The sequence below is a fragment of the Streptomyces sp. NPDC058274 genome, from assembly GCF_042881375.1.
In the GTDB taxonomy this organism is placed as follows: Bacteria; Actinomycetota; Actinomycetes; order Streptomycetales; family Streptomycetaceae; genus Streptomyces.
Genome location: NZ_JBHVXW010000012.1, coordinates 100,070 through 123,216 on the forward strand (window position 1 = coordinate 100,070; position 23,147 = coordinate 123,216).

A 23,147-nucleotide genomic window follows, 5' to 3' on the forward strand; every position below is an offset into this window, starting at 1 on the left:
CGTCGACCGCCGTGGGCTGCTGCGATGTTGGTCGTGACAGCCGACGGAGCCAGCGGGAGTACCCATGCCACAGCCCACGCAGCCCCCCGCCCCGAAGCAGGCCGCCAGGCATCGCCTGGTGCGCGTGCCCGGTGGCCGCGTTCACCTCGTCGAGCAGGGCACCGGCCCCCTGGTCCTGCTCGTGCACGGCTTTCCCGAGTCCTGGCGGTCCTGGCGCCACCAGCTGCCGGCTCTCGCCGCGGCGGGCTTCCGCGCGGCGGCCGTCGACGTACGCGGCTACGGCCGCTCGTCGAAGCCGCGCGAGGTGGAGGCCTACCGGATGCTCGAACTCGTCGACGACCACACCGCCGTCGTGCGCGCCCTCGGCGAGTCGTCGGCGGTGATCGTGGGCCATGACTGGGGTGCGACCATCGCCGCCCAGTGCGCGCTGCTCCAGCCGGATGTCTTCACGGCCGTGGGACAGCTCGGGGTGCCCTACAGCCCACGCTCGGGGCCCCGGCCCAGCGAGGTCTTCGCGCGGATCGGCGGGGACGACGAGTTCTACGTCAGCTACTTCCAGGAGCCCGGGCGGGCCGAGGACGAGATCGAACCCGATGTGCGCGGCTGGCTGGCCGGCTTCTACGCCGGGCTCTCCGGGGACACCAGGCCTGCGGCCGGATCGAGCCGTCTGTTCTTCGTGCCCAAAGGGGCGCGGATGCGCGACCGCTTCGATGCCGGCAGGCTGCCGTCCTGGCTCACCGAGAACGAACTCGACGCCTGCGCCGCCGAGTTCGAGCGCACCGGCATGACCGGGGCGCTCAACCGCTACCGCAATGTCGACCGGGACTGGGCGGATCTCGCGCCCTGGGACGGCGCGCCGATCACCCAGCCGGCCCTGTTCCTCGGCGGTGAACTGGACTCCACCACGGCGTGGATGGCCGATGCCATCGCGGCCTTTCCGACCACCCTCCCCGGGCTGACCGCCTCGCACATCCTCGAAGGGTGCGGCCACTGGATCCAGCAGGAACGCCCCGACGAGGTCAACCGGCTCCTGACCGACTGGCTGCGGCTCATCGGCGCCTAGGGGGTGTCGTCCACCGGGGCCCGCGGCCCGGCGCGGACGCCCGTGCGGGCCGGGCCTGTCCTCGTCGAGCGACAGGGCCGGCCCGCGGGCGAACTCAGCTCACCGCGAGGGTGAACACGTGCAGATCCGCGTTGTCAGGCAGTTTCACGCTCCTGATGGTCTTGCCGGCCGGGGCCTCGAAGGGCTTGGTGGCGAAGACGTAGGTCGCCACCGGGTCCTTGTCGGCACCCGCGACATTGCGGTACAGGGCCTTGGCGACGACCTCGTTGCCGTACTGGACGGTGCCGCCACCGCCGCCGACGGTCCAGTCCGTGAAGGAGAGGTCGACGGTGCCGGTGCTGCCGTCGGTGTACGTGACGGTCGCCTTGGTCTGCTGATTTCCGTTGACCGCGCTGCCGACGAAGCTCAACTTGGCGGACGGGGTGGGCAGATCGATCGTCTGGGACGCGGCCGAGGCGTTGTCGGGACGGCCCGACGGGGAGTCGGGCCAGGTGAAGGCGAGGCCGCCCGGCACCGTGCCCTGCTTGCCGGGGGTCAGGCCCGCGGTGGCCAGCGCCTGGCGGGAGTAGCTCCAGCCGCCGCCGTCGTAGTCGGCCTCGTCGTGGTCGCCCGCGTCGTCCGAGACACCCGTGCTGTTGTAGGCGGCGAGGAGCGAGCCGGGCGCCGCCACCGTCAGGGCCACTGGCTGCTCGTACGACGAGTCGGCGGACGTCACCGACACCTTGACGTCATAGAAGCCCTGCCGGGCGCTGTCAGCCGCTGTCAGGACGATCTGCTGCGCGCCGTCCGTCACCGTCCCCTCGGCGGGAGTGGCCTTGACGCCGTCCGGCACGTCCACGTGGAAACGCACCTCCGGGCCCGCGCCGCCGCTCAGCGCGAGGGCGCGGATGTCGAGCTTGGTGCTGCCGCCCGGCGCGAGCGTCGCGGTGGTCGGGCCGACGCCGATCTGGTACGGCTGCTCGCCCGCCCGGAAGGACGGCGGGGCGTCGGCCTCGGCGCTGCCCCACTTCTTGTCCGGCGTGCCGCCGAGCGTGTAGTCGAGCGTGCCGCCCGTGCGGACGAAGGAGGCCGGGAGCCAAGGGCGGTCACTGGAACGGCCGTTGACCTTCAGCGACCGCACATAGGGTGCGTCCGCCGCCGCTCCGGCCGCGCGGATCCTGATGTCCTTGCCGCCCGGACGCGAGATCTCCACCCGGGGGAACAGCGGTGAGGACAGCACCAGTTCGGCGCGGGAGGGAACCTGGGGGTACATGCCGAGGGACGAGAAGACGTACCAGGAGGACATCTCCCCCAGGTCGTCGTTGCCGGGGATGCCGCCCGGCTGCGTGGACCACAGCTGCTGCATGGCGGCGCGGACCGTGTCCTGCGTCTTGTAGGGCGCGCCCGCATAGGCGTACAGGTAGGGGACGTTGATCGACGGCTCGTTGTCCAGTTCGGACTTGTCGCCGCCGCTGCCCGTGAACGCCCAGCTGCCGTCGGCGTCGTGGAAGAAGGTGTCGAGGCGGTCGAGGGCCTGGTCACGGCCGCCCATAGCGGCGAACAGTCCCGCCGGGTTGTGCTGCACCATCCAGGTGTACTGGGCCGCCGTACCCTCCACGAATCCGTTGCCGGTGCCGGGGGTGAAACCGGTGACCCAGCTGCCGTCCGCCTTGCGGTTGGCGATGTAGCCGCCGGTCGGGTCGGCCGCGAGGTTGAAGTTGTTCTGCCACCACTGGGAACGTCCGGCGAAGTCCGTCGCCGTCTTCTTCTGCCCGGCAGCGGTGGCGAGTTGGGAGATCGCGAAGTCCGCTCCCGACATCTCCAGCGTCTCGGCCGCGCCGCCCCACGCGTTGGAGACGGACGGCATGTAGTGCTGGTCGAGGTACTTGTCGAGGGAGGGCCGCTGGCCCACGGACAGGACCGGCTTGCCCGCCGACGACTTGTCCTGCTCCGTCGGCACGGTCGCCGCCTTGACCAGCGAGTCCAGCGCGCCGCGCAGATCGAAGTCCGTGCCGCCGAAGGCACGGATGCCGGCGAGTGCGGCCGGCGACGGGTCTCCGTTCATGACGTGCGTCCCGCTCGCGCCGTGCAGCCAGCGGTCCCACACTCCCCCGTTCTGCCGGGCGAGTTCGAGCAGCGACTGCGCGATGTCGGAGCCGACGTCCGGGTTGAGGAGGGTCAGCAGCTGGACCTGGGAGCGGTAGACGTCCCAGCCGGAGAAAGTGCCGTACTGGGCCTGGTGGCCGCGCCCGACGACATGGACCTTGTCGTCGCTGCCCCGGTATCTGCGGTCGGCGTCACTGATGACGTTCGGATGCAGGAGGGCGTGGTAGAGCGCGGTGTAGAACGTGGTGCGGTCGGTGCCGGTGCCGCCGCCGACCTTGATCGCGCCGAGCCGTTCGCGCCAGGCACGCCCGGTCGCCTCCCGTACGGAGGCGAAGGACCGCGACGGCGGGTTCTCCTTGGCGAGGTTGGCCGTCGCGCCCGCCCGGCTGACGTACGAGATGCCGACCTTGACGTTCACCGGGCCGGAGCCGGGCGCGAACTCCACATAGCCGCCGGCGCCCTTGCCCGCGACGGGCCGGCCCCCGTTGGAGAAGCCGCCCGTGCCACCGCTCGCCTCGGTGGACCCCGGGCTCAGCTTGTCGTCCTGCCAGGTGCCGGTGGTCTTGAACTCCCGGTCGAAGCGGGCGGTGAAGTACAGCGTGTAGTAGCTGCGTTGTCCCTCGGGGTCCAGATATCCGCAGAAGTTGCCGGACGTGACGGACCCGGAGACCGTGCGGGTGGCCGGGTCGATGCGTACGTCCGAAGCCGTCGACCCGACCTCGGAGTTGGCGGTGCGGATCAGCAGCGAGGCGGGCTTGTCGGTGGGGAAGGTGAAGCGGCCCGAGCCGGTGCGGGTGGTCGCGGTGAGGTCGGCGGTGACGCCGGAGGCGAGGCCGACCTTGTAGTGACCGGGCTCGGCGGTCTCGTCGGTGTGCTTGAAGTCGGACGCGTACACCGCGTCCTTGGTGTCGCTCGCCGGGGAGGACGTGACCTCGCCGGCGTACGGGAAGAAGGGGATGTCGCCGCTGCCGCCCGCGCAGCCCGTGCCGGACATGTGCGTGAGGCTGAAGCCCCGGATGCGGGTGGCGTCGTACTGGTAGCCGCCGGGCGCGGCCGTGCTGGTCGCGCTGCCTCTGGTGTTCTCGGGGCTCCAGGAGAGCATGCCGAAGGGGGCGACGGCGCCGGGGAAGACATTGCCGCCGTTCTTGGTGCCGATGAGCGGATCGACGTACGCGGTCGGGTCCTTGACGAGGTCCGGCGGACCGGACGCGGACGCGGCAAGGGCCGGGGTGGCACCGCCGGCCGTCAGGGCGACGGCGAGCAGCACGGATGACGGACGGAAACGCATGACGCGGCCCCTCCTCCTTCGGACGGGTCGCGCACCACAGGTCGCACAAGCCGCAGGGACAGTAGCGTGCGCCACCCGTACCACGGAAGACCGCATGCGCCGCGGGCGGCTCGCCGGGCCCTCGCACCGTGCACTCCGCCGGCCCACCGAGGCCCCGCAGTTGCCGCACCAACTGGCTTGACATCGTTGTCGGTTGAGGCGATAGAGTCATGAGAAGACCATGAGACAACGTTGTCGCACGCCACGGTCGTCACAAGCCACGCACCATCCCGGGCGGCCCTTCCCCCCTCAGCCTCCTGGGCTCGCGGACCGGGTGAGTCCTCCAGCACTCACCCGGTCCGCCCTGAGCCGACAGCACAGCGCTGTCATCTGCCCGCCGGTCCCGCCGCGTCGGCGGCCCGGAACAGACCGGCCGGCTCGGCTCCTCCGGAGTGCTCGGCCTCCGTACCCTGCCCCTGCGCAGCCGGCAGCTCGATCCTGAACTCCGTGCGGCCGGGGACGCTTTCGGCCTGGACCCGGCCGCCGTGCGCCGCCGTGATGGCCGCGACGACGGCGAGGCCGAGGCCGGAGCCGCCCTGGGCGGGGTCGCTGCGGGAGCGGGACGTGTCACCCCGGGTGAAGCGTTCGAAGACCGTGGGCAGCAGGTGCTGGGGGATGCCGGGGCCGTCGTCGATCACACGGACGACGCAGTGGGCGCCCGTGGCCTCCACCGAGGTGACGACCGTGGTGCCGGCAGGAGTGTGCACACGTGCGTTGGCCAACAGGTTGGCCACCACCTGTTGCAGTCGTGCCTCGTCGCCGACGACCAGGGCCGGGGAGTCCAGCAGCAGCGCCAGCTGCCAGTTGTGCCCGTCCCCGCCGGCCCGCGCGTCCCACACGGCCTCGGTGACCACCGCCGCCAGGTCGACCTCGCCGGACTGCAGGGGCCGCCCGTCGTCGAGCCGGGCGAGCAGCAGCAGATCCTCGACGAGACCGGTCATCCGCGCCGACTCGGCGGACACCCGGCTCCAGGCGAGCGTCGGTTCGATCTTCCCGGCGCCACGGTTCATCAGCTCCGCGTACCCGGCGATGGAGGCGAGCGGCGTACGGAGTTCATGGCTGGCGTCGGCGACGAAGCGGCGCATGCGTTCCTCGCTGCGGCGCAACTGCTCCTCGCCGCGCAGGCGTTGGGCGAGCGAGGACTCGACGTGGTCGATCATGCGGTTGAGCGCGGCGCCGACCTGGCCGGCCTCGCTGGCCGGATCGGTGTCCCGGTCGGGCACCCGGACGAGTCCGGTGACCTCCCCGTGCCCCAGCGGCGCGCGCGACACCTCCACGGCGGTGGCGGCGACCCGTCCGAGAGGGCGGAGCTGTCGCCGGATGACGACCGCGCAGACACAGCCCGCGACGGCCAGCCCCGCGCCGGCCACCACGGACTCGATCAGGACCAGCCGGTGGATCACGTCCTGGACCTCGCTCATCGGAAGCCCGGTGAGGACCGGGGTGCCGTCGGCGCCGAGCGCGGTCACCCGGTAGGCGCCGAGGCCCGGGACGGTGCGGGTGTGCAGGGTGCCGTCGGCCGTGATGCCGTCGAGGGCGGCCCGTTGGGCGGCCGTGAGCGTCTGCTGACCGCCGTCCTGGGTCACGACCTCGGCGGCGGTGACGGTGCCCTGGTCGTCGAAGCGGGCGGCGAGCGTCCCGACGGCCTGCCCCCGCTCGTCGAGGAAGCCGAGGCCGGTGGACCGCTCCTCCCCCGCCCGCGCCTGGAGTCCGCCCTGGCTGCGCTCGGCGGCGTCGGTGACCCGGTGGTCGAGATTGCCGAGGAGGTAGGAGCGCTGGGCGAGCACCGAGGTGAGCGCCATGGTGGCGCAGACGGCGGCGAGCGCGACGGCGATGAACACGAGGAGGCGGGTCCTCAGCGAGCGCCCTGCCGGACGCGCCGGCAGCGAGCGCCGCTTCAGCCACCCCGGCGGCAACCGGCGCTTCAGCCGCCCGGACAGCGGGCGCGCCCGCCCCGGCCGGCCCTGCGGCAGCGAGCGGTCCTTGCGCCGCCTCGTCGGCGCGTACTCCGTCCCCCGGGTCGACGGCGACCGCTCCTCCAGCGACGTCTCCGGCGCGGCGGAGCGACCGTGCGGCCCGGTCCGCGGCCACCGCCCGTCCGGCTGCCCGCGCAGCCGCTCCCGCGCCCATATCCCGGTCATCTCCCCGCCTCCGCCGGTCTGGTGGCGTATCCCATCCCGCGCACCGCCTGGCGCGCCGCCGAGAAGAAAGGTTTCGGCAGAGAGTCCTCGGCACCCGTGGCGAACCCGTCGACGCCCCGCTCGGACGCGTCCCGGACGCCGAGCACGCGGACGGGCGGCCCCGGATGCCCGTACCGCAGCCGGCGCAGTCCCTCGGTGGCGGCGAGGGACGGCAGCTCGGTGCGTGCCCGCTCGTCGTCGACGTCGACGTTCACCACACGGACGCGGTCGCTTCGGGTGCCAGACATGAGAAAAGGGTGTCCCCCGCACCTGGCAGAACCCTGTGTTCCGTCTGAGGCCCACCCATGTCCGTAAATGAACGGCGAAGAGTCACGCACGGGACAAGCCCGAGGGCCGCACCCCCGTCTCCGGGAATGCGGCCCTCGACTGCCGTACGCCGCAGGTGCGTCACCGCACCTGCGGAACCGGCTACTTGCGGATCAGGCTGCGCAGCACGTACTGCATGATGCCGCCGTTGCGGTAGTAGTCCGCCTCGCCGGGGGTGTCGATGCGGACGACCGCGTCGAACTCGACACCCGTGTCGGTGGTGACCTTGACCGTGCGCGGCGTGGTGCCGTTGTTCAGCTCCTCGACGCCGGTGAAGGAGAAGGTCTCCTCGCCGGTCAGGCCGAGGGCCTCGGCCGAGGCGCCCTCCGGGTACTGGAGCGGAAGGACGCCCATGCCGATGAGGTTCGAGCGGTGGATGCGCTCGTACGACTCGGCGATGACGGCCTTCACACCGAGGAGCGCGGTGCCCTTGGCGGCCCAGTCGCGGGACGAGCCGGAGCCGTACTCCTTGCCCGCGAGCACGACGAGCGGGATGCCCTGCTCGATGTAGTTGCGCGAGGCGTCGTAGATGAACGACACCGGCGCGTCCGGCTGCGTGAAGTCGCGGGTGTAGCCGCCCTCGGTGCCCGGCGCGATCTGGTTGCGCAGGCGGATGTTGGCGAACGTGCCGCGGATCATCACCTCGTGGTTGCCGCGGCGGGAGCCGTACGAGTTGAAGTCACGGCGCTCGACGCCGTGCTCCGTGAGGTACTTGCCTCCGGGGGTGTCGGCCTTGATCGCACCGGCCGGGGAGATGTGGTCGGTGGTGACCGAGTCGCCGAGCTTGGCGAGGACGCGCGCACCGGCGATGTCCGAGACCGGGGTGGTCTCCATCGTCATGCCCTCGAAGTAAGGGGGCTTGCGCACGTACGTCGACTGCGGGTCCCACTCGAAGGTGTTGCCCTCGGGGATCGACAGCGCCTGCCACTGGGCGTCGCCCGCGAAGACGTCCTGGTAGGACTTGTTGAACATGTCCTCGCCGATGGCGTTCGCCACGACGTCGTTGACCTCGGCCTCGGTCGGCCAGATGTCCTCGAGGTAGACCGGCTTGCCGTCCTGGTCCAGGCCCAGCGCGTCCTTGGTGATGTCCACCTTCATGGAACCCGCGAGGGCGTACGCGACGACCAGCGGCGGGGAGGCCAGGTAGTTCATCTTGACGTCGGGGTTGATACGGCCCTCGAAGTTCCGGTTGCCGGAGAGGACCGAAGTGACCGCGAGGTCATGGTCGTTGACGGCCTTGGAGACCTCCTCCGGCAGCGGGCCGGAGTTGCCGATGCAGGTGGTGCAGCCGTAGCCGACGAGGTTGAAGCCGACCTTGTCGAGGTAGGGGGTGAGCCCCGCCTTGTCGAAGTAGTCGGTGACGACCTTGGAGCCCGGGGCGAGCGTGGTCTTGACCCACGGCTTGCGGGTCAGGCCCTTCTCGACCGCCTTCTTGGCCACCAGCGCGGCGGCGACCATGACGTACGGGTTCGAGGTGTTGGTGCAGGAGGTGATCGCGGCGACCGTGACGGCGCCGTGGTCGATCTCGTACGTCGAACCGTCGGGGGCCGTGACCGTGACCGGGTTGGAGGGCACGCCGTTGGTGGCGGCCGGGGAGTCGGAGGCCGGGAAGGACTCCTTGCCCGCCTCGTCGTCGTCGGCGACGTAGTTGCGCACGTCGCTCTTGAACTGCTCGGCCGCGTTCGCGAGGACGATGCGGTCCTGCGGGCGCTTCGGGCCGGCGATCGAGGGGACGACCGTGGAGAGGTCGAGCTCCAGCTTCTCGGAGAAGTCGGGCTCGGCGGCCGGGTCGAGCCAGAGGCCCTGCTCCTTGGCGTACGCCTCGACGAGCGCGACCTGCTGCGCGTCACGGCCGGTCAGACGCAGGTACTTCAGTGTCTCGTCGTCGATCGGGAAGATCGCGGCGGTGGAGCCGAACTCCGGCGACATGTTGCCGATGGTGGCGCGGTTGGCGAGGCTCGTGGCCGCCACACCCTCGCCGTAGAACTCGACGAACTTGCCGACGACACCGTGCTTGCGCAGCATCTCGGTGATGGTCAGCACGAGGTCGGTGGCGGTGGTGCCGGCCGGCAGCTCACCGGTCAGCTTGAAGCCGACGACGCGCGGGATGAGCATCGAGACGGGCTGGCCGAGCATCGCGGCCTCGGCCTCGATACCGCCGACGCCCCAGCCGAGGACACCGAGGCCGTTGACCATGGTGGTGTGCGAGTCGGTGCCGACCAGCGTGTCGGGGTAGGCCTGGCCCTGGCGGACCATGACCGTACGGGCCAGGTGCTCGATGTTGACCTGGTGGACGATGCCGGTACCCGGGGGGACGACCTTGAACTCGTCGAAGGCGGTCTGACCCCAGCGCAGGAACTGGTAGCGCTCCTTGTTGCGGCCGTACTCCAGCTCGACGTTCTGCGCGAAGGCCTCGTGCGTGCCGAACTTGTCGGCGATGACGGAGTGGTCGATGACCAGCTCGGCCGGGGCCAGCGGGTTGATCTTCGCCGGGTCGCCGCCGAGCTCCTTCACGGCCTCACGCATCGTGGCAAGGTCCACGACGCAGGGCACGCCGGTGAAGTCCTGCATGATCACGCGGGCCGGCGTGAACTGGATCTCCTGCGACGGCTGCGCCTGGGAGTCCCAGCCGCCGAGCGCCCGGATGTGGTCGGCGGTGATGTTCGCGCCGTCCTCGGTACGGAGCAGGTTCTCCAGCAGCACCTTCAGGCTGTACGGAAGGCGAGCCGAGCCTTCCACCTTGTCCAGCCGGAAGATCTCGTACGACTCGTCGCCCACCTGCAGCGTGCTGCGGGCGTCGAAGCTGTTCGCCGACACGACAGTCTCCTTCATTGATTGCGCGTACCCACCGCAGAATCCTGCCGCCACGACGATTGCCCTATCCGCTAAGGTAAGGCTAAGTTAGGTAACCCTTATCGGGGTGGCGGCTGCGGCGCGCCTCGGCAGATATCTCGATGTCGAGATAACTCTAGTACATGGGGACCGCCTGGTCATGCGCGGCCTTCTTCGGGGTACCCGGAGTCCACCGGGAACCACCCGGGGTAACCGCAGAGGGGGAACCCATGGCGCTCACGTTCCGCAAGAGTTTCCGCATCCTTCCCGGGGTGCGGCTGAACATCAACCGCCGCTCCTGGTCCATCACGACCGGCGGCGACCACGGGCCGCGGCACACCCGCAGCAGCACCGGACGCCGCACGACCTCGATGGACCTGCCCGGCCCCTTCGGCTGGCGCCGGACGCGCAGCGCGAAGCGCAGCTGACCGGCCGCGCCTCTCGGCGCACCCCCGACCCGCGTACCCCCAGGCGTCACTGACGGCCCGTCACTCGTACGGACCCCCTGAGATGTGCCATCTCATATCTGAGATAGCCTCGTCCCCATGGCAGACGACTACCTCGTACGTATCGGCAAGCTCATTCGTGACGCCCGGCAGCACCGGGGCTGGACACAGTCGCAGCTTGCCGAGGCGCTCGGCACCAGCCAGAGCGCCGTCAACCGCATCGAGCGCGGCAACCAAAACATCAGCCTTGAGATGATCGCTCGAATCGGTGAAGCCCTGGACAGCGAGATCGTGTCGCTGGGGTACGCGGGTCCCATGCACCTCCGGGTCGTCGGCGGACGTCGTCTGTCCGGCTCGATCGACGTCAAGACCAGCAAGAACGCCTGTGTCGCGCTGCTCTGCGCCACGCTGCTCAACAAGGGCCGCACCGTGCTGCGCCGGGTCGCCCGCATCGAGGAGGTGTACCGCCTTCTGGAGGTGCTGGGCTCCATCGGCGTACGCACCCGCTGGATCAACGACGGCGTCGACCTGGAGATCGTGCCCCCGGCCGACCTCGACATGGGCACCATCGACGCGGACGCGGCCCGCCGCACCCGCTCGATCATCATGTTCCTGGGCCCGCTGCTGCACCGCCTTGACCGCTTCAAGCTGCCGTACGCGGGCGGTTGCGACCTCGGCACGCGCACGATCGAGCCGCACATGATCGCGCTGCGCCGCTTCGGCCTGGACATCGCGGCGACCGAAGGGCTCTACCACGCCCAGGTCGACCGCTCGGTCTCCCCCGACCGCCCGATCGTGCTGACCGAGCGCGGCGACACCGTGACCGAGAACGCGCTGCTGGCCGCCGCCCGCCACGACGGCGTGACCGTCATCCGCAACGCGTCCTCCAACTACATGGTCCAGGACCTCTGCTTCTTCCTGGAGGCGCTGGGGGTCCGGGTCGAGGGCATCGGCACCACCACGCTCACCGTGCACGGCGTGCCGAACATCGACGTCGACGTGGACTACTCCCCCTCCGAGGACCCGGTCGAGGCGATGAGCCTGCTGGCCGCCGCGGTGGTCACCGAGTCCGAGCTGACGGTGTGCCGGGTGCCGATCGAGTTCCTGGAGATCGAGCTCGCGGTCCTGGAGGAGATGGGCCTCGACCACGACCGCACGGCCGAGTACTTCGCCGACAACGGCCGTACGCGGCTGGTGGACCTGACGGTGCGGCCCTCCAAGCTGGAGGCGCCGATCGACAAGATCCACCCGATGCCGTTCCCGGGCCTGAACATCGACAACGTCCCGTTCTTCGCGGCCATCGCGGCCTCCGCGCAGGGCAAGACGCTGATCCACGACTGGGTCTACGACAACCGCGCGATCTATCTGACCGACCTGAACCGGCTGGGCGGCCGGCTCCAGCTCCTCGACCCGCACCGGGTGCTCGTCGAGGGCCCGACCCGCTGGCGCGCCGCCGAGATGATGTGCCCGCCCGCGCTGCGGCCCGCGGTGGTCGTCCTGCTCGCGATGATGGCGGCCGAGGGCACGTCCGTGCTGCGGAACGTGTACGTCATCAACCGCGGTTACGAGGATCTGGCGGAGCGCCTCAACACGATCGGCGCGCAGATCGAGATCTTCCGCGACATCTGAGAAATAGGGCAAATCGTCAAAATTGCCACACATGACGATGGCCGCTGAAGTTGCCCATTGACCTGAGAAAGACCCTCCGACACCTTCCCGCGACTTCCCGCAGCTTCCGGCACCTTGTGCAGTCGATGTGCAAGATGATCAAGCAACGCTGACGGCACGTCAGGGACGATTTTCGCGCGACCGAGGCCCCGTCACTCTTTACGGAGAGTAGCGGGGCCTCGATGTGTTCCCAGGTCAAAGCCACGAAGGTCTCCCGGCCAGCAACTCTCTGTGCTAACTCCGCTCGGACATGAAGGCACCGCTCCATACGGGCCAGCCATCGCGTGCAAACTTCACGGCGCCCTGCACCCGCCTCGGCGGAACAGAGCGGTGGCAACACCGGCGGCCACGCAACGCAAAGCCCCGAAGCGCGTAAGCACTCCGGGGCTCTCTGTGAAACGGACCTGCCGGTCCTGTTAACCAACCGAAGACCGCGCTTATCAACTTTGGCGAGTAGAGCGCGCGGAAACCGGCCTCAGAAAACAGGTCCGAACCGATGTTTAGTCTGCCACGCGGCAGGCTGCCCGCACGAGTCGACGAGCCAACTCAACCTGCCGTTTTGCCTCCTGCTGGCCTGCCTGCACCACGCCCTCCGGGCAGTGGCCCCACCGTCGCTGTCCCAGTCGAACCCTTCCTGACGATCATGCCCCTGGCGTGGCTGGCGCCCCTTCCCAGGGACGCTGTCCGTGTCGCCAGTCTTGTCATTGACCTCGGTCACAGGGGGCAGGGGTCGTACGCGTCTGATCAGTGGATCGCCGACGCCCTCAGCCTGCACCGCGTGACCGTCAACGGCTACATGCGCGAGTTGGAACGGCTGGAAGACGGAACCGCCATGACCGCGGTCTCCACCCACCGCTCCACCCTCACCCGCAGACTTCGACTGCTGCGCCGTGACGAGAACGGGGCGCCAGCGGAACGCTTCTTTCGCGCTTCCGCATACGCCCGCAATGCTCTGCGCGGCAACCGTTTCAAGGTCTACGCGTACGCGTCGTTCTGCGCCGACACCGGGACCGAATTCCGTAAGGCGCAGGCCGGCCGCACCTGCGGCATCACGGGCAAGGACACCGTCCGCCTCATCGTGCGCAGCCTGGTGGCCGAGGGCTGGCTTACCCAGACCCAGGAAGGCGGCGGCCTCCACGGCGCACGGTACGAGGCTCATCCGGCCCCAGTCCCCCACCCCGATCCGACTACACCCGCGGCCCCCGAAACGGCTACAGGCCCCCACCCCGATCCGGCTGCACAGAACACCACCCTCGGAACACAACTCTCGGAACAAGCGCGCGAGGTCGTCTGTGGTTCCGCCCGTAGGGCGCGTCAGGTTATAGCGCGAGACCCTGGGGACACCCCGGCCGCGAAGGCGTTTCCGAAGGCAGTGGCCGCACGCGAAGCGGCTTCGCCGGAACCGCCGGGCTCGCCCACCTATCTGACCGTCTCGGCCGACGCCCACCACGTCCTCCGGGTGTTTCCGGTGGAGCTGAGCCCCTGGCAGCGGTGGAAGACAGGCGAGTCCATCGATAGGGCCGTCAGCGAAGTCTGCGGCGACATCGAGCGCATCGCGCACCGGATCAGAACGGGGTGCCGCAATGCGGCACGCCGCGCTTGGCCGGCAGCAGCCATCTGCACACCGAGCCCTGGCGGGAGGCGGTGGAAGCAGTCCCGCGCCACGAGTTCCTGCGAGGCGGATTCTTCGAACAGGTCGAGGGCTCGGCGCCTACTGCCTGGGCGCCGGTCATGCCAAACGATCCTAGGTGGCTGGAGCGCTGCTACGACGACGACTCCTTGGTGACGCAGATCGCGGGCACGATCGTTCCCGGCGACATCCGGGGCGAGATCATGCGCACCCCCACCTCGTCCAGCACCATGCCCAGCCTGGTCGTGCGGATGCTTGAAGACCTCCAAGTCCAGGACGGTCACCGTGTCTTGGAAATCGGTACGGGCACCGGTTACTCAACATCCCTGCTGTGCCACCGTCTCGGCGAAGACCTGGTGACCTCCGTCGAGGTCGATGAGGATGTGTCCGTCCGTGCCCGAACCGCGCTGGGCAGATGCGGCTTCGCCCCGAACCTGATCGTGGGCGACGGCGTGGCCGGACACAAGGACGGTGCTCCCTATGACCGCGTGATCGCCACGTGTGGCCTCCGCACAGTCCCACGCGAGTTGATCGAGCAGACCAAGCCCGGCGGGATCATCCTCGTCACCCTCTGCGGATGGCTGTACTCCTCCGAACTGGCCCGGCTAATCGTCCACGAGGACGGCACGGCGTCCGGTCCCTTCCTCGGCGGGCAGATCTCGTTCATGCTCGCCCGTCCGCAACTCCCGCCGCCGCTGGGGCTGCTTCCCGACCTCGACGAGGGCACCGAGCGTCACGCAGCCCTCGGGGCTGACATCGTTGATGACTGGAACACCCGGTTCGTCGCCCAACTCGCCGCTCCCGGTGCTCAACGCGTCACCCTGACCCGTGACGGCCGAACAGAACATGCGCTGGTCGATGTCGACACCGGCGCCTGGGCAGTGCTGTGGGAGAACGACGGACAGTGGTTGGTCCGGCAGAGTGGACCGTCCCGCATGTGGGACGCCGTCGAGGACCACATCACCCGGCGGCGCGCTGCCGGTACGCCGCCACTGGAGCAGTTCGAGATCTCGCTGACGTCCGATCGGCTGTCGATCACCTGGCCGCGCTGCTGACCGCGTCAGCTAAACCTGCGCTCCGCCCCACGATCATCAGGGGGCGGAGCGCGTCGGTGTCGGTGAGCGATCAGTGCTGAAGTATTCACCTTGAGCTGCAAGTTAAGGTCCCGATGGACTCTCGCAAAAGCCTAACGAGAGTCAAGAACGTTCACACCTCGCTGCATGCCATTCGTTATTACCAACGGCTGCAATGTCACTTTCACCAGCACAGGCTTCCGCACGCAGCCTCAGAACCTTTCGGGTTTCGATTCCAGACAAGAGCCACAGAGTGACAATCCGTCGTCCTCCACAGCGGGAGTCCCGCAGCTATCACAAGAACTCATGGGTCCGTGCTGTGTTCCACATTGGAAGCAGAAGTATTCAATGGTTCTCCCGGATGCCATTTCCACGTCGGCAACGAGTGCTTCATACTCACAATCCGGGCAGGAAGTGACCAACGCGTCGCCGCCGCCCGCTATCTGCTCGTAGATGCTATGCCTTTGGACATTCTCGACGTAGGCTGCTGCCGCGTCTCCCCCATCACGCCAAACCATCTGGCAAAAGCGACAGTCCGGTTCGCCGTCTACCAGAAGTGCGTTCTGCATACACAGCGGACAACACACCGTCTCGTCGAGGAGCGGCTTCAGCTCCTCACTCAGCCGGCTCCACCGTGTGGTCAGGAACCTCTTGATCGCTGCAAGGCCCTCGCTGACCGATTCCATCTCTCGGTCCAAGGCATGGCGTTCTCGGGGCTCCAGTGCTGGCCTAAGCTGATCACGGACGAAGACCAAGAGGAAGTCGAGAACGTTCGCTGCCAGTTTCTCCACGGCTGGAGCCGGCACAGTCAGACCGTAGTGCTGTAGCGCGTTGCGCCACTTCACGAGCTTGTTCAAGTTGTTGTCGATGGAGCCGCTTACACCTAGATCGATGCCCGCAATATCCTTCAAACGCTTAAGGGCATCTGTCGTGCCGCAGCTAGGAAAATCTGCCTTCTCGAAGTCCTCACGAGAAGCCTTCTCAGGCCTCTCGAAGACGAGCGCCCAATGTTCAAGCTGGAGACGTGACTTCAACAGCACTTCGGTGGCCGCCTGTAGGTGAAGAACAGCATATTTCAGATCGCGAGGGCTCGGATTATCGGCGAGGTGCTCAGTCACGCTAAGGAGGTAGTCGATGCCGTTTTCTACTGGCTGGAATGTTAGCTCCACGGGACCGCGCTTCCGTCTGATGCGGATAACACGCTTACCTGTTCCAGTCACTTTTCCCCCCAAGCCCAGATGATCTGAACTGGCCCTGGTTTCTTCAGCCGAGGCGTCAGCCTCCGACGTGGGTGACTCGGCGGATATTGCAGGGGTCGGTTCCTCGACCGGCTCACCCCTTGCGCCTTTTTCCGCCTGCCCGGTGCTGCCGTCAGCGGCTTCGGTCATTCTCTCCCCAAACTGATACCTGAACTAACCGTAGTTATCGGAGGAGCCCGACGTGCACGTCTGTCCTCGAAGGCCTGACGCGTCCTCGACTCCCCCTAGTTGAGCCGGGGTCACCAACCCTTGCACACACACCAGGGCCTCGCAGTGGCCGAGGCGGGGCCTAGTTGATGTCGTGGCACCAACCCGTCTCGCACGTCACCACCATTGCACGGTCCGTCGTCGGACAGGCGATGTAGGTCTCTTGGTCGGCGGGCACGCCTCAATGTCAGTGGTCTGGGCGAGACTTCGGGGATGGATCTGTTGAGCTACAGGCCGGTCAGGTGGGCCGTTCTAGCCGCCTTGATCGTGATCGCCTGGGGCGGACTACGTGCGTGGAAGCGTTGGGGCCGACCGTTTACGCGGGCTTGGGTATTCGAACCAATACGTGCCAAGTTGGACGCGTTCTCGACCGGCCTAGCCGAAAGTGTCAACCGTGCGATGCGCGAGGCATTGCCGGGCGTCCTGACCCAGCTGCCGGAAACTCGGCGGCTCGTGCCCGCATGCGTAGATCGCTGGGCCCGCGCCTTTCCGGTCGCCATGCTGTTCCGGCTCGGCTTTCTGCTGGCTGTCTTCGTCGTTGTGCGGTTCGTCATGATGCCGAACACCGACGCGATCGGCAGGGCATGGCAGCATCAGAGACACCCCCGTGAGCTTGATCCGTTGTCGGGGCTGACGGCCGGCACCGTCGACGCGGTGCATTGGGTGTGGACAGTGCTCGTCGGCCTGCCCGGGACAGCCGTGCAACTGTGGGAGCACCCCGGCCAGATCATCGGACCGTTGCAGGTGCCTTTGCTGTGTCTGCTGGTCGTCGTTGCGCTGGTAGTCATGTGGCCGTTGGCGCTCGCGCAGAGCGCAGGCGACTCGCAGACCCCTCCGAGGCAGACGCAGAGGCGCGAGGCGGCGAATGCCGACATGCGCCACTGGCCGGTCGTCGTGCTGGCGCTGTGCGCCGTGCAGTGTGGGCGCGCGTACTGTGAGTTCCAGGAGCAGACGCAAGCGCCAGCGGGTGTACTGGAGTTCCGTCGGGTGTCAGTGAAGCGGGCAGAACGCATAGTCCGGCGAGCCTGGCGGACACGGTACGCGAACATGCCAGGGCAACGGGTTCGCCGTCACCAGCGGCAGGCGCTCAAAAGCCACGCGGCCCATGTTGTGGCCGCACTCCGGGCGGCGGAGACCCGCCAGGACCGGGACACGACCGAGGCGCTGCGGACGCTGGCCACGATGCTCATGACGATCGCCGAGCGGTACGCCGAAGGGCGGATTGGCGAGCTGCTGGACGAGGAGCAGCTAGCGGGGGTGGTACCGGTCGCTGACTGGTCATGGCTGCGCCTGCTGTCCGGTGGGGTGCTGATCACGGCCGCACTGGTGGGCATGGCGCAGGTGGGCCTACCGGACGTCGCCGCTGGGCCGATTGCCGCGATGGTCATCACCGTTGTCTTGACGATGGTCTACCGAGGCCGCTTGCCGGGTCTGGGAGATCTGATCGACATCACGCGCGGCGCGGACCGGCGTTCGCTGTGAAACGAATGTTCCCCAGAGTAGGCCCAACGTGTGTGTGACCCGCCGCTTAAACCGTGTCCTACATGGTCTAAGCGGCCCGGAGAGCAGACGCCCACGGTGAGCAGGCACCATGGCGGGGCGACGGTGCTGCTCGCTACGGTCGCCTGACGACATTCAATGATGAGTTCGCGGCCGACTTACGACAGAGCGAGGCGCCAGCCGGCGTGATCGTCAATGCACTGCGCTGGGACATACTGAATGACTGGGTCCGGTACCTGAACGACGATGCACACCCGGACAAGACGGCTGAGATGGCGTACGTCTGGGGGTTCATCAAGCGGGATTTCGGCGGCGACGCGCTGCGGTGTCTGTGGAGCAAACACCAGACCAGCTACGGCATGTTCACCGAGGTCGTGTGGTCGCCGTCGCGGAGCCGTGTTGTCACGTGGCGGCGCGCCGGAGCGACCCTGTCGTCGTCGTGATCAGCGCGGCGGAGAAGGTGATCACGGCGCTCGCGGCGAGGACGGACCCCGCCCCCCATGCGGCGGCGGCCACACCGGTCAGGGGGTACAGCAGCGGAGCGAGCCCCACAGTGGCCAGCGTCAGGGCGGCGGTGACGCGCCCCAGGTACGCGGGCGCGCAGTGGGTCTGCACCAGGGTGTGGGCCACCACCCCCGCGACGCCACTCGAAGCCCCCATGAGTGCGGCAAGGCCGGTCGCGAGAGCCAGGCCGGGTGCCGCGGGGAGCAGAGCCGTCGCGACCGCGGTCAAGCAGAGGAAGACCGCACACGTCAGCCCAGCCCGTGGCAGGCGCGATCGGGTGGCGAGAGCGACGGCGCCCAAGGCCCCGCCGATGCTAAAGGCGCCCAGAATCCATCCCACGGACGAGGCGCCCCAGCCCCGCTCGTCGACGAGCACGATCAGAGCGAGACTCACGGGCCCTGAGAAGCACATCTCGCTCAGTCCGATGACCGCCAGCAGCGGGGTCAGAAACTTATGGCGGCGGATGTACCGGAGGCCGTCCTTGAGATCCCCCCACGCCGGCCTTTCGGGCTGCGTCGCCTCGGCGGCGGGCAGCGGACGGGTACGTACCGCCAGGAGCAGGACCAGCGAGACGAGGAAGAGCGCGCCGGACGTGGCGAACGCGGCGGGCGCCTCGCCCACAACCAGGGCGGCGCCCGCGACAACCGGACCGATCAGATTGCTGGTCCGTATCGCCAGGGCGCGCATCGCCTGGACCCGTCCCAACTGATCGGGCCGGGCGATGCGTGGCGGGAGCGCCCCCACCGCGGGCATGAACACGGCGTCGACCACGCCGAACAGGGCTGCCAATAAAAGCAGCAGCCAGAGTCCGGGGGATGCCAGCCACAGCCAGCAGGCCGCTCCGAGGATGATCACGCAGCGCGCCGTGTCGCTGGCGATGATGGTGCGCCGCGGTCCGAAGCGGTCCGCCAGTACGCCCCCCACGAGCATCAGTACGGCTCTGGGCAACGCGCCTACCGCCGTGACCACCCCGGCGGTCGACGGTCCGCCGACGGCCACGGCGGTCCACGAAAGAGACAGGAAGTAGATCGAGTCGCCGGCGACGGACGCGGTGTAGGCGGAGACCCACCGCAGCACGTTCCTGTCGCGGTACGCCGGCCGCTGCCTCCGCGCCTCCGCGATGTTCGTCAACAGCTGTCACCCCTCGAAGTCTTCGTGGAACCCACTGGCGCGATCTAGGGACGTCACCGTCTCCCCGATACCCCGTCACCTGTCAACAAGGCCCACCGGTCGCCTATGGCCGATGCCGTCGACGCACCGGCGGTCGACGGAAGTTCGGGCTTGAACAGCGGTGGCGAGTGCAGCGCGGTGTGCATGGCCATGAAGAGAGTGGCCGTTGTCGGCGACGGGGCGCTCGGCTTCTGGAACGCGTTGAACGAGGAGTTCCCCGAAACCCGTCACCAACGGTGCTGGGTGCACTAGACCGCGAACGTGCTCGACGCGTTGCCGAAGTCGGCCCACCCCGCGACGAAGCGCGCCATCCAGGAAATTCACAACGCCGGGGACAAGGAGCACACGGCCATGGCCGTCGCAGCGTTCGCCAAGCAGTACGGGGCGAAGCACCCCAAGGTCGTCAAGCGGATCACGGACGACGAGGAGGAACTGCCGGCGTTCTTCGACTTCCCCGCAGAGCACTGGATCCATCTGCGGACCACGAGCCCCATCGAGTCGACCTTCGCCACCGTCCGGCTACGCACCAAGGTCACCAAGGGCGCCGACAACCGGGCCGCCACCCTCGGCATGGTCTTCAAGCCCCGGCACCACCCGCCCACGCCGGCGGGGCGAGTACGACGAGCCTCTGACAGCGACGGACTGATCAACCCCCGGAGGACTTCCGGAGCCAACCGCTCAGAGGCTCGGGCCGGGGCGGCCGCGTCAGCCGCCCGTCATCTCGCGTACCAGGGGTGCCACCTTGGTGCCGTACAACTCGATGTTGGTGAGGAGCGCGCTGTGCGGCATGCCGGTCATCGCGTACTTGAGGTCGAAGCGGGTCGCGTCGAGTTCCTTGAGTGTCGCGGTGATCTTGCGGGCCACGGTTTCGGGTGATCCCACGTGCAGCGCGCCACCCGGGCCCACATCACGCATGAGGCTCTCGCGGGTGGGGGTGCGGAAACCACGCTGCTTGGCCACGCCGCGAATCACTGCCTCGAACGCGGGCAGAAACTCCTCCACCGCTTGCTCGTCGGTGGCAGCCACATGGCCCGGCGCGTGAACGCCCAGGGGCCGCCGGGGCTGTCCGAACTTCTCCAGCGACTGCTGGAACAGCTGGGAGAACGGCGCGAAACGGGCCGTGTCGCCCCCGATGATCGCGAGCATCAGCGAGAAACCGTAACGGGCGGTCCGGACGACCGACTGGGGGCTGCCGCCGACACCGACCCAGGTCGGGATCGCCCCCGACTCGCTGCGCGGGTAGATGGAGAGGCCGTCGAGCGACGCGCGGGTCCTGCCCGACCAGGTGACGGGCTTCTCCCGCAGCAACTCGGCGAACAGGTCGAGCTTCTCCTCGAACAGTTCCTCGTAGTCGTTCAGGTCATAGCCGAAGATCGGGAAGGACTCGGTGCTCGATCCCCTGCCGAGGATCACCTCGGCGCGGCCACCGGACACACCGTCGAGCGTGGCGTAGCGCTGGAACACCCGGACGGGATCGTCGGAGCTGATCACCGTCACCGCGGAGCCGAGACGGATGCGCGAGGTGCGGGCCGCGACGGCCGCGAGCACGACGTCGGCGGCGGAGAGCGGCATCGTCTCGGTGTGGTGCTCGCCGATCGCGAAGTGGTCAAGGCCGACCTGGTCGGCGAGGACACCCTCCTCGACCAGTCCCCGGAGGGTTTCGCCGTGCGTCAGCGGTGTGCCCTCGGCGTCATGTGTCACGTCGCCGAAGGTGTCGAGCCCGAGCGTGATGTCTGTGGCCATGTCGTGCTCCTCGGGTCTGCACCGGGTCTCAGGTCGCGATGCGCCTCAGTGCGTGGATGAGCTGGGTGAGGTCGGCGCCTTCGAGATGGTCGAAGACGTGGCGTCGGGCGCTGGCCAGGTGGGCGGGCCATGCCTCCCGCAGGCGGGCGAGGCCGGCGTCGGTGAGCACGGCGTTCCACCCGCGGGCGTCCTCGTCACACCTGGCGCGTTCGATCAGGCCCTGGTTCTCCAGTCGGGTGACGATGCGGGTCATCCCGCTCAGCGAGAGGTTGGCGATGGCGGCGAGCTCGCTCATGCGCATCCGCCGGTCCGGGGCCTCGGACAGATGCATCAGCGTCGTGTACTCGGAGAGCGGCAGGCGCTGCTCACGCATCATGTCGGTGTCGATCACTCGGGGCAGGACGATCATCACCCTGCCGAGTTCACGCAACAGCGCTTCCTCGTGCGGGCTCAGGGGGTGCAGTGGCTCTTCGGCGCTCGGCATGCCTTCATATTACTTCCTTGACGCAACAAGTATCACAGGATTTACTTGACGCGGCAAGCAGATCCGCGGATGGAGCCAGTATGCGCGGATGCATCAGCAACGGCTTATGGAGGAACGGTCATGACCAAGATCGGGATCATCCTCGGCAGTACCCGTCCGGGACGCAACGGGGAGGCCGTCGCCCGCTGGGTGCACGAGGTCGCCACACAGCGCACCGACGCGGAGTTCGAGCTGGTCGATCTGCTCGACTACAAGCTCCCGCACCTCGACGAGGCGTACCCGCCGTCACTGGGCCAGTACACGCAGCCGCACACCCTGAACTGGGCGCGCAAGATCGCCTCGTTCGACGGCTTCGTGATGGTGACGCCGGAGTACAACCACTCCACCTCCGGCGCGCTGAAGAACGCCATCGACTTCCTCTATGCCGAGTGGAACAACAAGGCCGTCGGGTTCGTCAGCTACGGCTCGGCCGGTGGTACGCGCGCGGTGGAACACCTGCGGCTGATAGCCGGCGAGCTGCAGATGGCCGATGTGCGGGCCCAGGTCGCGCTGTCGCTGTTCACGGACTTCGAGAACTTCAGTGTGTTCAAGCCCAGCGACTTTCAGCGGGAATCGCTGGGCACCACGCTTGACCAAGTCGTGGCCTGGAGCCAGGCGTTGGCGCCGCTGAGGGCCTCCTGAGGGGCGCGTGAGGGCCGCTTGAGAGGAGCGCGGGAAGGCTCTTCGCCCTCTCCGCCGCCGGCCGCGAAAGGTACGCAACAGGACCCGCGAAGGTACGCAGTGGAACCCGCGAAAGGTGCGCCATGGGAATAAATGCAACGGATCTGGCCCACGGGCTTTTCCGGGTACTTGAAACTGGCGATCCGTCTCTGGCCGCCGACACGGTGGGCGAGAACTTCCACAACCGCGAAGCGTCTGTCTCACCCCCAGCCTGCGCGATCCCAGGACCGGCAGGAGTTCTGGCCTCGGCCGCATGGATGCGTTCTGCCTTCAGCGACCTGCGTTTCCCCATCCTCGGCATGGCCCGCAACGATGACCAGGTATGGGTGCGACTGCGCATGCAGGGGCAGCACACCGGCCCTTTCGTACGCTTCCGGGACGGTGCGCTCGACCAAGCCGTACCCCCGACCCACCGCGAGATCGACTTCGAGCAAACACACGTGCTCGATGTGCGTGACGGCAAGGTGGTCAAGCACGAGGCGGTACGGGACGACATCACCATGCTCGGCCAGCTCGGCGTTTTCCCGCCGGCCCCAGCCACGGCTCTGCGCATGCTCGCCTGGCGGGTCTCCGGGCGAGCCGCTCGCGCGGCCGCCCAGGTCTCGGCGCAGGCGGCCGAGGCGGCCGCTCTCCTGCAGGATGCGTCGCACAGGGGCGCAGCACCTGACGCTCTCTGAGTGGCACGACACTCACGCATCTGCCCGAGGCCCCGAATTTTTTCCGCATACGAGCGGCTGAATGGTGATTCTCGAGGACAGCTCCCCCCATCCTGCCAAGGTGCTTGATGTGGCGATGATGGCCCTGTTCGGCGGCCGCGAGCGTACTGCCAAGGAATGGTCCGCCCTGCTGCACGCCGGCGGTTTCACCCTGGACCGCATCATCGAACGGCCGTCCCCCGTCTGGCTCATGGAGGCAACGCGGAGCTGACG

General features: G+C 68.4%; 17 protein-coding genes and 1 pseudogene. 10 read left to right on the plus strand and 8 right to left on the minus strand.

Annotation, left to right across the window (positions count from 1 at the left end; all coding sequences use genetic code 11):
- Nucleotides 1–64 precede the first annotated feature (64 nt).
- Nucleotides 65–1,063: an alpha/beta fold hydrolase gene (locus tag ACFVYF_RS23445; RefSeq protein WP_389458188.1), complete on the plus strand. Its 999-nt coding sequence runs from the start codon at nt 65–67 to the stop codon at nt 1,061–1,063.
- Nucleotides 1,064–1,157: 94 nt separating this feature from the next.
- On the opposite strand, the gene ACFVYF_RS23450 is transcribed toward ACFVYF_RS23445, so the two are convergent.
- The 4 genes from ACFVYF_RS23450 to acnA all read right to left on the minus strand — a co-directional run bounded on the left by ACFVYF_RS23450 (nt 1,158) and on the right by acnA (nt 9,799).
- Complete coding sequence (locus ACFVYF_RS23450; protein ID WP_389458190.1) at nt 1,158–4,436, minus strand: GH92 family glycosyl hydrolase; 3,279 nt, start codon at nt 4,434–4,436, stop codon at nt 1,158–1,160.
- A gap of 365 nt (nt 4,437–4,801) precedes the next feature.
- On the minus strand, nt 4,802–6,616 hold the full coding sequence (locus ACFVYF_RS23455; protein ID WP_389458192.1) for an ATP-binding protein: 1,815 nt from the start codon (nt 6,614–6,616) through the stop codon (nt 4,802–4,804).
- Nucleotides 6,613–6,903: a hypothetical protein gene (locus ACFVYF_RS23460; RefSeq protein WP_389458194.1), complete on the minus strand. Its 291-nt coding sequence runs from the start codon at nt 6,901–6,903 to the stop codon at nt 6,613–6,615. Before ACFVYF_RS23460 ends, ACFVYF_RS23455 begins: the two co-directional genes overlap by 4 nt.
- A gap of 181 nt (nt 6,904–7,084) precedes the next feature.
- Nucleotides 7,085–9,799, minus strand: coding sequence for an aconitate hydratase AcnA (gene acnA / locus ACFVYF_RS23465; protein ID WP_389458196.1), 2,715 nt, complete (start codon nt 9,797–9,799; stop codon nt 7,085–7,087).
- A 245-nt stretch (nt 9,800–10,044) separates the two neighbouring features.
- Between acnA and ACFVYF_RS23470 the strand changes: the two genes are divergently transcribed.
- The 3 genes from ACFVYF_RS23470 (at nt 10,045) to tgmC (ending at nt 14,613) form a co-directional block, all read left to right on the plus strand.
- Nucleotides 10,045–10,242: a DUF4236 domain-containing protein gene (locus tag ACFVYF_RS23470; protein WP_389458198.1), complete on the plus strand. Its 198-nt coding sequence runs from the start codon at nt 10,045–10,047 to the stop codon at nt 10,240–10,242.
- A 117-nt stretch (nt 10,243–10,359) separates the two neighbouring features.
- The gene (locus ACFVYF_RS23475; protein ID WP_389458200.1) at nt 10,360–11,889 is read left to right on the plus strand and encodes a helix-turn-helix domain-containing protein; all 1,530 of its coding nucleotides are present in this window, start codon (nt 10,360–10,362) and stop codon (nt 11,887–11,889) included.
- Nucleotides 11,890–13,503: 1,614 nt separating this feature from the next.
- Nucleotides 13,504–14,613, plus strand: a complete 1,110-nt coding sequence (gene tgmC, locus ACFVYF_RS23480) for an ATP-grasp peptide maturase system methyltransferase (RefSeq protein WP_389458202.1) — start codon at nt 13,504–13,506, stop codon at nt 14,611–14,613.
- 230 nt (nt 14,614–14,843) lie between these two features.
- On the opposite strand, the gene ACFVYF_RS23485 is transcribed toward tgmC, so the two are convergent.
- Nucleotides 14,844–16,019: a hypothetical protein gene (locus tag ACFVYF_RS23485; RefSeq protein ID WP_389458204.1), complete on the minus strand. Its 1,176-nt coding sequence runs from the start codon at nt 16,017–16,019 to the stop codon at nt 14,844–14,846.
- Nucleotides 16,020–16,755: 736 nt separating this feature from the next.
- On the opposite strand from ACFVYF_RS23485, the gene ACFVYF_RS23490 reads away from it, so the two are divergent.
- Together ACFVYF_RS23490 and ACFVYF_RS23495 are read left to right on the plus strand one after the other, a co-directional pair.
- Nucleotides 16,756–16,881 (plus strand): hypothetical protein, encoded by a 126-nt coding sequence (locus ACFVYF_RS23490; protein ID WP_389458343.1) that lies wholly within the window; start codon nt 16,756–16,758, stop codon nt 16,879–16,881.
- 901 nt (nt 16,882–17,782) lie between these two features.
- Nucleotides 17,783–18,040 carry a hypothetical protein gene (locus ACFVYF_RS23495; protein WP_389458206.1) on the plus strand — a complete coding sequence of 86 codons (258 nt, stop codon included), beginning with the start codon at nt 17,783–17,785 and terminating at the stop codon, nt 18,038–18,040.
- Here the strand turns inward: ACFVYF_RS23495 and ACFVYF_RS23500 are convergent.
- Complete coding sequence (locus ACFVYF_RS23500) at nt 18,000–19,232, minus strand: MFS transporter (protein ID WP_389458208.1); 1,233 nt, start codon at nt 19,230–19,232, stop codon at nt 18,000–18,002. The genes ACFVYF_RS23495 and ACFVYF_RS23500 overlap by 41 nt on opposite strands.
- A 198-nt stretch (nt 19,233–19,430) precedes the next feature.
- On the opposite strand from ACFVYF_RS23500, the pseudogene ACFVYF_RS23505 reads away from it, so the two are divergent.
- Nucleotides 19,431–19,853 (plus strand): annotated as a pseudogene (locus ACFVYF_RS23505) (transposase); the annotation flags it as partial.
- A 123-nt stretch (nt 19,854–19,976) separates the two neighbouring features.
- Here the strand turns inward: ACFVYF_RS23505 and ACFVYF_RS23510 are convergent.
- Together ACFVYF_RS23510 and ACFVYF_RS23515 are read right to left on the minus strand one after the other, a co-directional pair.
- Nucleotides 19,977–21,014, minus strand: a complete 1,038-nt coding sequence (locus ACFVYF_RS23510) for an LLM class flavin-dependent oxidoreductase (protein WP_389458210.1) — start codon at nt 21,012–21,014, stop codon at nt 19,977–19,979.
- Nucleotides 21,015–21,042: 28 nt separating this feature from the next.
- Nucleotides 21,043–21,498 carry a MarR family winged helix-turn-helix transcriptional regulator gene (locus ACFVYF_RS23515; RefSeq protein WP_389458212.1) on the minus strand — a complete coding sequence of 152 codons (456 nt, stop codon included), beginning with the start codon at nt 21,496–21,498 and terminating at the stop codon, nt 21,043–21,045.
- A gap of 120 nt (nt 21,499–21,618) precedes the next feature.
- Here ACFVYF_RS23515 and ACFVYF_RS23520 point away from each other — a divergent pair, with 120 nt between their 5' ends.
- The 3 genes from ACFVYF_RS23520 (at nt 21,619) to ACFVYF_RS23530 (ending at nt 23,145) form a co-directional block, all read left to right on the plus strand.
- Nucleotides 21,619–22,179 carry an NADPH-dependent FMN reductase gene (locus ACFVYF_RS23520; RefSeq protein WP_389458214.1) on the plus strand — a complete coding sequence of 187 codons (561 nt, stop codon included), beginning with the start codon at nt 21,619–21,621 and terminating at the stop codon, nt 22,177–22,179.
- 122 nt (nt 22,180–22,301) lie between these two features.
- Nucleotides 22,302–22,895 (plus strand): ester cyclase, encoded by a 594-nt coding sequence (locus ACFVYF_RS23525; RefSeq protein WP_389458216.1) that lies wholly within the window; start codon nt 22,302–22,304, stop codon nt 22,893–22,895.
- A gap of 61 nt (nt 22,896–22,956) precedes the next feature.
- Complete coding sequence (locus ACFVYF_RS23530) at nt 22,957–23,145, plus strand: methyltransferase (RefSeq protein WP_389458218.1); 189 nt, start codon at nt 22,957–22,959, stop codon at nt 23,143–23,145.
- The last annotated feature ends 2 nt before the right edge of the window (nt 23,146–23,147 follow it).